The sequence below is a fragment of the Pseudomonas sp. Ost2 genome (assembly GCF_018326065.1).
GTDB classification, from domain to species: domain Bacteria; phylum Pseudomonadota; class Gammaproteobacteria; order Pseudomonadales; family Pseudomonadaceae; genus Aquipseudomonas; species Aquipseudomonas gingeri.
The window spans coordinates 6011081-6024446 of sequence record NZ_AP021904.1; the positions used below are offsets into that span (position 1 = coordinate 6011081).

Here is a 13366-nt window from a genome sequence, read left to right on the forward strand (position 1 = left end):
CGCCAGATCGTCATCTACAGTGATATAGCGCGGGACACCTTATAACGTCACGGAGAAACCACACTATGAGCACCGACCCCGCTTCGAGTCGAAGCCGTCTGCTGCCCAGCCTGCTCGGCATCGTGCTGCTGCTGATGGGCCTGGCCCTGCTGGCCGGAGGGATCAAGCTGAGCCTGCTCGGCGGCTCGCTGTACTACCTGCTGGCCGGCATCGGCCTGGTGCTGACCGGCGGCCTGCTGCTGGCCGCCCGCCGGGCCGCGCTGGGCCTCTACGCGCTGGTGCTGTTCGCCAGTACGCTGTGGGCCTTGTGGGAAGTCGGTCTGGACTGGTGGCAACTGGTGCCGCGCCTGGCACTGCTGTTCGCCCTCGGTATCGTCATGCTGCTGCCGTGGTTCCGTCGTCCGTTGCTGCACAGTGGCGCGGCGCCGATGGGCACCGGCGCACTCGGCGTGGCCGTGGTCCTGGCGGGTGCCGCCGCAGTGGCCAGCCAGTTCACCCACCCCGGTGAAATCAAGGGCCAGCTGGATCGCGACGGCGTCCCCGGCATGAGCAACACCGCCCCGGCCATGGCCGACGGCGACTGGAACTCCTATGGCCGCAGTGCCCATGGCGATCGCTACTCGCCTCTCGCGCAGATCACTCCAGAGAATGCCCACAAGCTGGTGCCGGCCTGGACCTATCGGACCGGTGACATCCCAGGGCCGAACGATCCGGGTGAAACCACCGCGGAAAACACTCCGCTGAAAGTCAACGGCATGCTCTACGTGTGCACGCCACACAGCCAGGTGATCGCCCTTGACCCGGACACCGGCAAGGAAATCTGGCGTTTCGATCCGAAGCTCTCGACGCAGAAGGCGGCGAACTTCAAGGGTTGGGCGCACATGACCTGCCGTGGCGTGTCGTATCACGATGACGGTGCCTATATCGCCGATGCCAGCTCATCCGCACCGGCCGCGTCCGCCACTGCGTCAGTGGATGGCAACAGCGCGCCGACCGGCCAACTGACCGCCATTGGCCAGGAAAACCAGTGCCCGCGGCGCATCTTCCTGCCAACCGCCGACACCCGCCTGATCGCCCTGAACGCCGACACCGGCAAGATGTGCGAAGACTTCGGCGACAAGGGCCAGGTCGACCTCGGCGCCAATATCGGCACCTTCGCCCCGGGCGGCTACTACTCGACCTCGCCACCGGCCGTGACCCGCAACCTGGTGGTGATCGGCGGCCACGTCACCGACAACGTCTCCACCGACGAACCCAGCGGCGTGATCCGTGCCTTCGACGTGCACACCGGCAAGCTGGTGTGGAACTGGGACAGCGGCAACCCGGACGACACCACTCCGATCGCCCCGGGCAAGACCTACACCCGCAACTCGCCCAACATGTGGTCGATGTTCGCCGTCGATGAAAAACTCGGCATGCTCTACCTGCCGATGGGCAACCAGACGCCCGACCAGTTCGGTGGCGCCCGCACCCCGGATTCGGAGAAATTCAGCGCCGGCCTGACCGCCCTGGATATCGACACCGGCCATGTGCGCTGGAGCTTCCAGTTCACCCACCACGACCTGTGGGACATGGACGTGGGCGGCCAGCCGACCCTGATGGACCTGAAGACCACCGACGGCGTGAAACCCGCCGTACTGGCCTCGACCAAGCAGGGCAGCATCTACGTGCTGGACCGCAGCAACGGCAAGCCGATCGTGCCGATCAACGAAGTGCCGGTGCCCCAAGGAGCCGTCGCCGGCGACCACACCTCGCCGACGCAACCGAAGTCCGACCTCAACTTCATGCCGCCGCCCCTCAAGGAACGCGACATGTGGGGCGTGACCCCGTTCGACCAGATGCTCTGCCGGATCGACTTCAAGTCGCTGCGTTATGACGGGCCGTTCACCCCGCCATCGCTGCAGGGCTCGATCGTCTATCCCGGCAACTTCGGCGTGTTCGACTGGGGCGGTATCTCGGCGGATCCGGTGCGCCAGATCGCCTTCGTCAACCCGAGCTACATGGCCTTCCGCTCCAAGCTGATCCCGGCGGCGGACATCGCCGCCCAGGGCCCGCGCAAGAGTGAAACCGAAGGCGTGCAGCCGAACAAGGGCGCGCCTTATGGCGTCATCCTCGAAGCCCTGCTGTCGCCGATGGGCCTGCCGTGCCAGGCACCGGCCTGGGGCTATGTCGCGGCGGTCGACCTGACCACCCACAAGACGATCTGGATGCACAAGAACGGCACCGTGCGCGACAGCTCACCGGTACCGATTCCCCTGAGCATGGGCGTACCGAGCCTGGGCGGGACCTTCACCACCGCCGGTGGCGTGGCCTTCCTCAGCGGCACCCTGGACCAGTACCTGCGCGCCTATGACGTGAAAAACGGCAAGCAGCTCTGGGAAGGCCGCCTGCCTGCGGGCGCCCAGACCACACCGATGACCTACACCGGCAAGGACGGCAAGCAGTACGTGCTGGTCATGGCCGGCGGGCATGGTTCGCTGGGGACCAGACAGGGCGATTACGTGCTGGCGTACAAACTGTCCGAATAACTTCGAACAGATATATAAAAATGCGGCCATGGAAATGGCCGCTTTTTTATAAGAACAAAATCCTATCAGCCGAAGTTCTGCTCCAGAGAACCTGGTTCGATAATAAAACTTGTGAATAGGCCCCAAGGACAGTCACTGATATACAAGCAACATTTGAATTCCAGCCATTCTGTTATCCTTAAGATAGTCATACAGCCTTCCACCGACTTTATACGCTGAACCATCCGCAAACCTGACAACATCACCGGGACTTGGAACCATCCAAGTAGCAACAGTGGTGTCATCAACGGGTTCCTTGCCTTCCTCTTTTGGGAATATCCAAATTATCTTCATTTTACAGTCCCTCATGAATTTGGTTGTGATTATCCTTTAATTAACAACCCTCTCTTCCCTGAAATAAACGACTACACAGCAGCACTTTTCCCTAATGCCATGCCCCTTATTCAAGGTTAAAGAAAAGCCACTGTCTACCTGTCAGAAATGACAGTAACGACGAATGGTTCAGGCTGTTCAACGCCTGCCCCGTCAGCGGTCCACAGCAATCAGCACCAGTGACACCACCACGAATCCCACCAATATCATCAAGGCGTTGATAAACACCTGTGGATAACCCAGTTTGTCCACTTCGATAAAGGGATAGGGGTAGGAACCGACAAAGTGCCCACGCACCAGGGCATAGATGAAATAGACCAACGGATAGAGCAGCCACGGCCAGAGATCCCGCCAGTGCAATGTGCCCTTGGGCACGCAGAGCCACCAATAGATCACAAACAGTACCGGCATCACGTCGTGCAGTAATTCATCGGCCCACCACTGCAAGCCCTCTGGGCTCCAGGTCTCGCGCAACAGCAGGTTGTACGCCAGCCCGACCACCACGATGGCGGCAGCCACGCCAGTCTGGACAGTGGGTTTGAGAAAGAAGCGGCGCGGCGCCGAATCCCCCGATGTCGCCGCGCAGGTCAGCACGATCGCCACGAGGATATTGGTCAGGACCGTAAAGTAGCTGAAGAAGATATCCACCCCGCCCAGCAGGCTTTTATCGCCCTGCCAGCGCGAAGCCAGGATCAGATACAGCTGAAGCAGCAACGCGAACCACCCCAGCAGTGCCGCAATCTTCACAGCGATCCCACGTCCGTCCTGCGTTACAACCATTTCATCGCCCATGACCCTGGCTCCTTGGCTACGCGGCACCTGCGACGGCAAAGCGCGCAACCGATTGGGCGCTCATGAACAGGCGGTGTGTAGAACAGGACCCTAGAAGAACGCGAGGCAAGACTCTACTGTCAGAAATGACAGTCCTGACCAACGGCAGCCGCGCTCGTACACAGCTCCCACAAGGATCGCGGCGTGCACAAGATGTGCGCCTGACGCGGTGGTCATTGTGGAAGTGGGCCTGCCCACGAAGAGGCCCTGGAGCCCTGCACCGCCTGCCCTGACGCCTTCGCTGGCAAGCCAGCTCCCACAAGGATCGCGGCGTGCACAAGATATGCGCCTGACGCGGTACTCATTGTGGGAGTGGGCTTGCCCACGAAGGGGCCCTTGAACCCCGCACCGCCCGCCCGGACGCCTTCGCTGGCAAGCCAGCTTCCACATGGACTGCACAAGCGACCACATTGACCGCGTCAGAACCTAGTGGTCGATCACTTCACCGCGCATCGGTGCCAGCCGCGCAATCAGGCGGTTCTGCACCGGTACCGCGATCCCCTGGTCATCCATCGCCGCGATCAAGTCTTCCACCAACGCATTGAAATCGCTGCGACTGACATTCTGGCCCTTGTGGCTCTCGGCCATGGTATCCCCGGTGTACACACAAGGCCCGCCCGCCTCGACGCAGAACTGTTCCACCAGCTTGTCGCGCAGACGCTGGATATCGATCTTGCGGAAGCGCTCGGCGATTCTTCGATCCCGGGCAATGTGGATCAGCGTGCCTTCGACGATGCGGGTAATCCCGGCGCGCTCGCCGAGGTCGCGATAGAGGCTGTCATCCTTGGGCGGCTGCTGGGCACAACCGGCCAGCAGGACAATCATCGCCAGCAGTTTCAAGGCACGCATCAGAAACTCCCCTGCACGGACAGGTAAGGGCCGTTCTGGTTGTCCAGGGTGGCGATTTCACCCAGCCGGGCATAGGCCAGCACCAATGACACATGCTTGCTGGGAAAGTAGCCGACAAACAGGTCGGCCCAGTCGCTTTCCCCCGCGAACGACAGGTTGTCCGGTTTCTGCCGGTATTCCACGCCCATGGCCCAGCGCGGATTGAACAGCACCGCCACCGAACCTTCCTTGAGCACGCTACGGGTGTCGCGACGGTCGCCGCCAAAGCCCATCAACCCCAGTTCGTTGGCCCGGCTGTAGCGCACACCGCCGTTGACCAGCACGTTGTAGCCAAAGGCCGCGCCCATGAACAGGCGGCTGGCGGTCAGGTAGCCTTCGACATCCTGGTCACGCTTGGCGCCCACCAGTTCGGGAATGTCGAAGTTGGTCTGGTGCTTGTACTCCAGGCCCAGGGATACCTGCGGCAACTGGTCGTAGATCAGATCACCGAACAGGCGCACCTTGAGGCCGATGATGTCCTGTCCCAGATGATCCTCGGGCAGGTCGAGCTTGTGCACCAGCGACCCCAGGTCGAAACGCTGGCGGGCGAAGGACACTTCCACGCGGTTGTCATAGGACGCCGCGACCCCGGCCACATCCAGCCGATAGTCCGGGACATTGACCGTGGTGGCGAACGCCGTGGCGCTCCATTCGTTCTGCTCGCCGTAGCCGGTCAGGACCGCCCACGGTGTGATGCCACCACCCGCCGCGCCTTCCAGGCTGCTGGCGCCGCCGGTGGCGATCAGACGGCCGTTATCGGCCAGGGCGGCGCCCGCACCGAGACAGGCAAGACTCAACAGGCACAATGCAGGAAAACGACGTTTCATATCACTCAATGAACCATGACGGACGGTGAACTCAAAGGTAGGGCAACCCAGGCCTCGAAGGCCGTCGCGGTCAGCGGACGGCTGATCAGGTAACCCTGGGCGGTGTCGCACTGCCAACGCTCCAGCAGGCGCAGGCTGTGGGCGTACTCGACGCCTTCGGCGACCACCTTCAGCCCGAGGTTGTGGCTCATCTCGATGGTCGAGCGGACGATCACCGCGTCCTCGCTGGTTTCATCCAGGTTGCGCACGAAGGACTGGTCGATCTTCAGTTCCTGTACCGGCAGGCGTTTCAAGTGCGCCAGTGACGAGTAACCGGTGCCGAAGTCATCCACCGACAGGCTGATGCCGCACTCGCGCAAGCGGTGCAGGACCTTGAGCGCCTGCTCCGGCTCGCGCATCACCGCGCTTTCGGTGATCTCGAAGATCAGTTGTTCGGCCGGCAGGCGGTAGATCTTGAGCAACGCCGATACACGGTCGGCCAGGTCGCCGCTGAGCAGGTCGTCCGCGGAAATGTTCAACGACAGCTGCAAGCGCAAGCCACGCAGGTTCCACTCGGCGAGTTGGCGCATGCCCTCTTCGATCACCCAGCGGGTCAGCACCTGGATGCTGCCGGTGCGTTCGGCCAGCACGATGAACTCCGCCGGCGAGACCATGCCGAACTGCGGATGCTGCCAGCGCAACAAGGCTTCGGCCTGGCGCACGCGGCCCTGGCGAATATCCAGCTTGGGCTGGTAATGCAGCAGCAGTTCGCCGTTGGCCGCGGCATGGCGCAGGTCGCGGATCAGGGTGATCTGGCGGCGGTGGGCCAGGTCGCGCCCGTGTTGGTAGATCTGCAGGCGTCCGGGCATCTGCTCGGCGTCTTTCATGGCGATGGCGGCGCGCCCGAGCAGTTCTTCCGGAGCCTGGCCGTCGGCAGGAAATGCGGCGATGCCCATCCGGCAATCCAGGGCCATATCGTGACCGGCTACCCGCTGGGGCTTGAGCAGCAGTTGCTGGATCTGGTCGGCGGTGGCCACCGCGCCGTCGCTGCCGACATTCTGCAGCAGCAACAGGAACTCACCGGCGATCAGGTGGGCAACGGTATCGCCGGGGCGCAAGGCCGCTTGCAGGCGCTGGCTGACGTTCTGCAGCATCAGGTCGACGGCACCGGGTCCGCCGCTATCGTCGACCGAGCGCAGGTTGTCGATCTCCAGGTAGACCAGGGCCACGGGACGACCGGCAGCTATCGCACTGCCCAGGCGTTCCATCGCCAGCGCCCGGTTGGGCAGGCCGGTCAGGCGGTCATGCAGGGCGTTGTGCGCCAACTCCTGCTCGCGCTCGGCAATCTCGCTCTGCATGGAATTGAAGGCCGTCGCCAGCAGACCCAGTTCGTCACTGCGTTGCAACGCCAGCGGCGTCTGGTAGTCGCCCTGGCCGATCCGCTCGGCCGCTTGCGCCAGCGAGCGCACCGGCTGCGACACACTGCGGGCGAGCAACAGCGCCCCGGCCAGCGAGGCCAGCAGCGAGATCAACGCGATCAGGAGGATTTTCTGATCCAGCGGGGCGAAGGCCTGCATGGCCGCATCCAGCGGACTTTGCAGCAGCGCGATGACCTGGCTGTCGCTGCTCGCGGTACTGCTGGCGAGCATCAGCGACTGGCTCAGGAAGCTCTGGTTGAGATGCTCGGTCATCTGCAACTGGCGCCCCTGGGAGGCCTCGAGCATCAACCGGACAATGCTCGACGCCAGGGAGCCCGGCTGGGTGCTGACCAGTTCCCCGGGCTGCTGGTGATCGACGGTGAGGAACGACACTTCGAGGTTGGTCAGCGAGCGCAGTTCCGAGGCGAAGGCGTTGTCCATGGAGAAGCCCATCACCACCCGGGCGATCGGCAACGGCGCCAGCACGGGGGCTTCCACCAGCAGGTGCGGCTTGCCCTGCAACGGCACGATCAAGGTCGCCTGCTTGTTGCGGCGCGCCTCGCGCAGGGCCTGCTCATAACGGAACGGCGTGCCGTCGGGCTGGTCCGCCAGGGTACTGGCGAGGACCTTGCCGTCCATGCTCAGCAGGATCATGTCGCTGGCGTTGATGCGCTTGCCGTGGTTGATCAGCACCGAGCGGATGGTCGCCGAATCGCCGCTGGACACCGCGTCGCGAAAGCCGAAGTCGGCCGCCAGCAGTTGCACGCCGTCGCCCAGGCGCCGGCTCTGCACATCCAGCAGGCGTTCGAAGACCCGCGCGCCCACGTCCAGTTGCTCGCGTGCCTGGCTGCGCACCGCGTCGTTGGTGGCCACCTTGACGCTGAAGTACAGCGCGCCGACGACCACCAGCAACAGCAGGATCAGGACACAGGCGACCCGTGCCTGGAAACTACTGCGCAGTTTCACTGAGAGCTTTATTGAAGGCATCGCCAAAGGCACTCGGAGCTGGCGCCGACGGAGCATCTGGCGACAGTGGTTGGATCGTCAGGCTCAAGCGCTGCTTCAGGCCCGTGGCCGGCACTTCGATTTCGCCTCCCGGTTGCGGCTGCATATCCGTCACCTGAGGGTGCCAGAGCGTCACGCGGTAATGGCCGGCCGGCAGCTTGTCGAAGGCGATCCGGCCCTTCTCATCGCTGACCGCGAACCAGGGCTCATCGGTGACATAGACATAACCAAGCATCCAGTCATGGATGTTGCAACCCAGCACGACGATCCCCGGTTTGTCGAACAGCACCGGGTCCGACGGCGTGCCTTCATAGAGGCGCAGCTCGAAGCGCTTGGGCTGCGAGAACGAATAGACCTGGTGGCGGATGTTGTCGCTGTTGGGAAACCTGATCTGGGTGCCGGTGTGCACCGCCAGGACATGGGGCGCGAACTGCTTGTCGCGCTGGTCCATGTCGGCCTTGAGGGGATAGGTGGCGGCGGTGGCGTTGCCCTGCAAGGTCACCACGGCGCCCACCAGGGGCTTGCCCTGCTGATCGACCATCTCGGCCTGGAAGCCGGCGGCCTGGCTCAGGCCGCTCGACAGCAAACCGGCAACACATAGAAACAATCCAAGCAACGAGGTCGGGCGGGCCATGCAGCAACTACTCATGAGTTCGTAGGGTTAAGGATGGCCTGCCTTGGCAAAGGGTTCTGCGGTGCAGATTACCGGGCGCCGCGCAGAAGATCACGTAACAAATGCGGCCTTTAGCCACTATTTGAACCGACCCGACGAACGACCGTTACCCGGGAAAAAGTTCTACATTAAAAACAGACATGTACAAGTCTCTCCCTCGACTATCGGCCGGATTGAACAAAGCTATAGCCCCAGGCCATTGAAACCACCGTGGGCTCGCCCCATCTAACTTGCATACTCAACTGTGCAGGTGCCCCATGAGCAACCAGCAAGAATTCCCCGATCATCCGACCCAACAGGCCGACGCCGAGCGCCCCGAAGGCAGCTCCGACACCCATGCGAGCGTCGGTACCGGCCTGGCCCTGCCGGGACAGAACCTGCCGGACAAGGTCTATATCATCCCGATCCACAACCGTCCGTTCTTCCCGGCGCAGGTCCTGCCGGTCATCGTCAACGAAGAACCCTGGGCCGAAACCCTGGAACTGGTGAGCAAGTCCGAGCATCACTCCCTGGCCCTGTTCTTCGTCGATACGCCGACCGAAGACACCCGCCATTTCGACACCAAGAGCCTGCCGGAGTACGGCACCCTGGTGAAGGTTCACCATGCCAGCCGCGATGGCGGCAAATTGCAGTTCGTCGCCCAGGGCCTGACCCGCGTGCGTATCCGCACCTGGCTCAAGCACCACCGCCCGCCGTACCTGGTGGAAGTCGAATACCCGCACCAGCCGAGCGAGCCGACCGACGAGGTCAAGGCCTACGGCATGGCGCTGATCAATGCGATCAAGGAACTGCTGCCGCTCAATCCGCTGTACAGCGAAGAACTGAAGAACTACCTCAACCGCTTCAGCCCCAACGACCCGTCGCCGCTGACCGACTTCGCCGCCGCCCTGACTTCCGCTACCGGTAACGAGTTGCAGGAAGTGCTCGATTGCGTGCCGATGCTCAAGCGCATGGAAAAAGTCCTGCCGATGCTGCGCAAGGAAGTCGAGGTCGCGCGCCTGCAGAAGGAAATCTCCGCCGAGGTGAACCGCAAGATCGGCGAGCACCAGCGTGAGTTCTTCCTCAAGGAACAGCTCAAGGTCATCCAGCAGGAGCTGGGCCTGACCAAGGACGACCGCAGCGCCGATATCGAACAGTTCGAGCAGCGCTTGCAGGGCAAGGTCCTGCCGTCCCAGGCGCAGAAGCGCATCACCGAGGAAATGGCCAAGCTATCGATCCTCGAGACCGGCTCGCCGGAATACGCCGTCACCCGCAACTACCTGGAATGGGCGACGTCCGTGCCCTGGGGCGTGTACGGCGAAGACAAGCTCGACCTCAAGCATGCGCGCAAGATCCTCGATCAGCACCATGCCGGCCTGGATGACATCAAGTCGCGGATTCTCGAATTCCTCGCGGTCGGCGCCTACAAGGGCGAGATCAGCGGTTCCATCGTGTTGCTGGTGGGGCCGCCGGGCGTGGGCAAGACCAGCGTCGGCAAATCCATCGCCGAATCCCTCGGCCGACCGTTCTACCGTTTCAGCGTCGGCGGCATGCGCGACGAGGCCGAGATCAAGGGCCATCGCCGCACCTATATCGGTGCCCAGCCGGGCAAGCTGGTGCAGGCGCTGAAGGACGTCGAAGTGATGAACCCGGTGATCATGCTCGACGAGATCGACAAGATGGGCCAGAGCTTCCAGGGCGACCCGGCCTCGGCGCTGCTGGAAACCCTCGATCCGGAACAGAACGTCGACTTCCTCGACCATTACCTGGACCTGCGCCTGGACCTGTCGAAAGTGCTGTTCGTCTGCACCGCCAACACCCTGGACTCGATTCCCGGCCCGTTGCTGGACCGCATGGAAGTGATTCGCCTGTCGGGCTATATCACCGAGGAAAAACTGGCGATCGCCAAGCGCCACCTGTGGCCCAAGCAGCTGGAGAAGGCCGGCGTGGCGAAAAGCAGCCTGTCCATCAGCGACAGCGCCCTGCGCGCAGTGATCGACGGTTATGCCCGCGAAGCCGGCGTGCGCCAGCTGGAAAAACAGCTGGGCAAGCTGGTGCGCAAGTCGGTGGTCAAGCTGCTGGATGCGCCGGACAGCACGATCAAGATCGGCAACAAGGACCTCGAAGCGTCCCTCGGCATGCCGGTGTTCCGCAACGAGCAGGTGCTGAGCGGCACCGGTGTGATCACCGGCCTGGCCTGGACCAGCATGGGCGGCGCGACCCTGCCGATCGAAGCGACGCGGATCCATACCCTCAATCGCGGCTTCAAGCTGACCGGGCAGTTGGGCGAGGTGATGAAGGAGTCGGCGGAGATCGCCTACAGCTACGTCAGTTCCAACCTCAAGCAGTTCGGGGGTGATCCGCGGTTCTTCGACGAGGCCTTTGTCCACCTGCACGTGCCGGAAGGCGCCACGCCGAAGGATGGCCCGAGTGCCGGGGTGACCATGGCCAGCGCCCTGCTCTCCCTGGCCCGCAACCAGCCGCCGAAGAAAGGCGTGGCCATGACCGGCGAACTGACCCTGACCGGGCACGTACTGCCGATTGGCGGCGTGCGCGAGAAAGTGATCGCGGCGCGTCGGCAGAAGATTCACGAACTGATCCTGCCGGAACCGAACCGGGGCAACTTCGAGGAATTGCCGGACTACCTGAAGGAAGGCATCACCGTGCATTTCGCCAAGCGTTTCGCCGATGTGGCGAAGGTATTGTTCTGAGGGCGGCAAAGCGGACGCAGAGCGTCCAGTGAGACATTCCCACGCAGAGCGTGGGAACGATCAGGTATCGGTGCGAAACTTGGAGCCGATGATCGCTCCCATGCTCCGCGTGGGTGCGCAGCCCGTGACGCTCCGCGTCACAAACCGGGAGCGGACGCAGAGCGTCTAGTGAGGCATTCCCACGCAGAGCGTGGGAACGCTCAGGTATCGGTGCGAAACTTGGAGCCGATGATCGCTCCCACGCTCCGCGTGGGTGCGCAGCCCGTGACGCTCCGCGTCACAAACCGGGAGCGGACGCAGAGCGTCCAGTGAGGCATTCCCACGCAGAGCGTGGGAACGATCAGATGCCCGAGGCAATGGCAGCGGGCGAATCTTGGGTTATGCTCCGTCATCGCTGTAATGATTGGAGACACTATGACCCCGATTCGCCTGATGCTTGCGTCAAGCCTTGTGCTACTGACCGCCTGCGCGCAGCAACCCCGCCAGAACGTCACGGTGGAAAACCAGCGTGAATGCCCGATGCAGCTCAAGACCGGGCAGAACATGATCCTCAGCCTGCCGAGCAATCCCACCACCGGTTATCGCTGGGCCATCCAGGACTCCGCCGGTGGCGTGCTGAAAAGCCTGGGACCGGAGGTCTATCGCAATCCGCAGAACAGTGATGTGATCGGCGCCGCCGGGCAATCGACCTGGCGCTTCCAGGCCTTCGCCGCCGGCACCGGGCGTCTGCGCCTGACCTATCAGCAGCCCTGGGAACCGGAAGTCCCGCCCGTGCAAAGCTTCGACTGCCCGATCGTGGTGAACTGACATGCCCTGGCTGATTCTCGCCCTGATGGGCGCGGGAACCTTTCTCTACGGCCTGAGCACCCACGCAACCCTGCTGTGCCTGTTGGTCAAACCCCTTCCGGTACTGGCACTGCTGGGCTGGCTGCATGATGCCCAGCCAACCGATTACCGGCGCTGGATCAGCCTGGGACTGATTTTTTCCCTGGTGGGGGATGTGCTGCTGGCGTGGCCCGGCGATCTCTTCATTTTCGGCCTCGGCGCTTTCCTGTGCGCTCACCTGAGCTACCTGAAAGCCTATTTCAGCGATTGCCGCCGCCCGGCGCTTGTCGCCCTGGTGCTGGCCCTGATAGCCGGTGCAAGCTTGTTGAGCATCCTGATCGCCCATGGCCTGGGCCCATTGCTGGTGCCGGTGGTGATCTATGCCCTGGTGATCAGTGCCATGCTGTGGCGGGCCCTGGCCCGCTTGGGCAGCGAGGTGCCCAGACGCTCGGCGCTGCTGGCGGCGGCGGGCGCAGTATCGTTTGTGTTTTCCGATACGCTGATCGGGATCAACCGGTTCGTGGTGGCATTCGAAGCCGCGCCCTACTTGCTGATCATCACCTACTGGCTGGGCCAGTGGGGAATCACGGCCTCGGCTTTCTCAGTCGCGTCCCGACGTGCGACAGTACATTTGCCATGAACGCCGAAAGTAGCCGCGCCTTAAAGTAGCCGCGTCTTATAGTCGATACCGCGAGCCCTATATCGAGAAAACGTCTAGGAACCTGTCATTTCTGACAGTAGATCGCCCTTGTCCACGGCTCATATGCTTGAGCTCATCCTGCAGACGATTGGGTATGCAGGCGACTGAGGGACTGGATCATGAATACCTACAAGGCAACCACTGGCACCTTCACCGCGACGGTTAACGGTGTTGCAAACTTCAACGCAGACCTGCTCTATCTGACACTGCACCACACCATCGAGATAAGCGGCATACAGGAAAGCGAGAACAGCCCCGTACGAACCATTCTGATCGGCTTGCTGCCTGACGTCCAAAACGGCACCTATACCTTTAATGTCGACCCTGAACTCACGCGACTGGGCGCCATCGCCTCGGCATCGGGCTGGTATGTCACCGATAGCGGCACGGTGACCGTCAATTTTGATCGTGATGCCGATCACTACAGGGGCCAGGTCGAGATTCTGGCATACGAACTGGTGAGCGGCGACGAACTCCGGGTCAAGGGTGATTTCGACCTTCACGGTATCACCCTGGTACGCAGGCATCGGCACTAGTCAGGCAGGGCATCGACCACTTGTGGTTTGACGTGGAAGTGGTCGATTCAAGGTGACGACGTCCACGGCAGCGCTTTATCCGACAAACCGCGCA

The 13366-nt window shown here is 62.6% G+C and carries 11 protein-coding genes; 5 read left to right on the forward strand and 6 right to left on the reverse strand.

Annotated features, from left to right (window positions below):
* Positions 1-65 precede the first annotated feature (65 nt).
* Positions 66-2528, forward strand: a complete 2463-nt coding sequence (locus KI243_RS26565) for a glucose/quinate/shikimate family membrane-bound PQQ-dependent dehydrogenase (RefSeq protein WP_177146431.1) — start codon at positions 66-68, stop codon at positions 2526-2528.
* A 132-nt stretch (positions 2529-2660) separates the two neighbouring features.
* On the opposite strand, the gene KI243_RS26570 is transcribed toward KI243_RS26565, so the two are convergent.
* From KI243_RS26570 to KI243_RS26595, 6 genes are all read right to left on the reverse strand, one after another.
* Positions 2661-2861: a hypothetical protein gene (locus tag KI243_RS26570; protein ID WP_177109014.1), complete on the reverse strand. Its 201-nt coding sequence runs from the start codon at positions 2859-2861 to the stop codon at positions 2661-2663.
* Between the two features lie 192 nt (positions 2862-3053).
* Entirely contained in the window at positions 3054-3692 is a 639-nt protein-coding gene (locus KI243_RS26575; RefSeq protein ID WP_212810074.1) for a Pr6Pr family membrane protein, read from the reverse strand.
* Positions 3693-4157: 465 nt separating this feature from the next.
* Positions 4158-4580 (reverse strand): group 1 truncated hemoglobin, encoded by a 423-nt coding sequence (locus KI243_RS26580; RefSeq protein ID WP_212810075.1) that lies wholly within the window; start codon positions 4578-4580, stop codon positions 4158-4160.
* Positions 4580-5446 carry a DUF3034 family protein gene (locus KI243_RS26585; protein ID WP_017123901.1) on the reverse strand — a complete coding sequence of 289 codons (867 nt, stop codon included), beginning with the start codon at positions 5444-5446 and terminating at the stop codon, positions 4580-4582. The genes KI243_RS26580 and KI243_RS26585 overlap by 1 nt, the downstream gene beginning before the upstream one ends.
* Positions 5447-5451: 5 nt before the next feature.
* Positions 5452-7809 carry an EAL domain-containing protein gene (locus tag KI243_RS26590; protein WP_103032808.1) on the reverse strand — a complete coding sequence of 786 codons (2358 nt, stop codon included), beginning with the start codon at positions 7807-7809 and terminating at the stop codon, positions 5452-5454.
* Positions 7793-8482: a methylamine utilization protein gene (locus KI243_RS26595; protein WP_017123902.1), complete on the reverse strand. Its 690-nt coding sequence runs from the start codon at positions 8480-8482 to the stop codon at positions 7793-7795. Before KI243_RS26595 ends, KI243_RS26590 begins: the two co-directional genes overlap by 17 nt.
* Positions 8483-8778: 296 nt before the next feature.
* On the opposite strand from KI243_RS26595, the gene lon reads away from it, so the two are divergent.
* The 4 genes from lon to KI243_RS26615 all read left to right on the forward strand — a co-directional run bounded on the left by lon (position 8779) and on the right by KI243_RS26615 (position 13272).
* Positions 8779-11211, forward strand: coding sequence for an endopeptidase La (gene lon / locus KI243_RS26600; RefSeq protein WP_017123903.1), 2433 nt, complete (start codon positions 8779-8781; stop codon positions 11209-11211).
* A 414-nt stretch (positions 11212-11625) separates the two neighbouring features.
* Entirely contained in the window at positions 11626-12018 is a 393-nt protein-coding gene (locus KI243_RS26605; RefSeq protein WP_017123735.1) for a protease inhibitor I42 family protein, read from the forward strand.
* 1 nt (position 12019) lies between these two features.
* Entirely contained in the window at positions 12020-12676 is a 657-nt protein-coding gene (locus tag KI243_RS26610; RefSeq protein ID WP_017123734.1) for a lysoplasmalogenase, read from the forward strand.
* Between the two features lie 179 nt (positions 12677-12855).
* A complete protein-coding gene (locus tag KI243_RS26615) occupies positions 12856-13272 on the forward strand; it encodes a hypothetical protein (protein WP_177084313.1) in 417 nt (138 codons plus the stop codon).
* Positions 13273-13366: the final 94 nt, after the last annotated feature.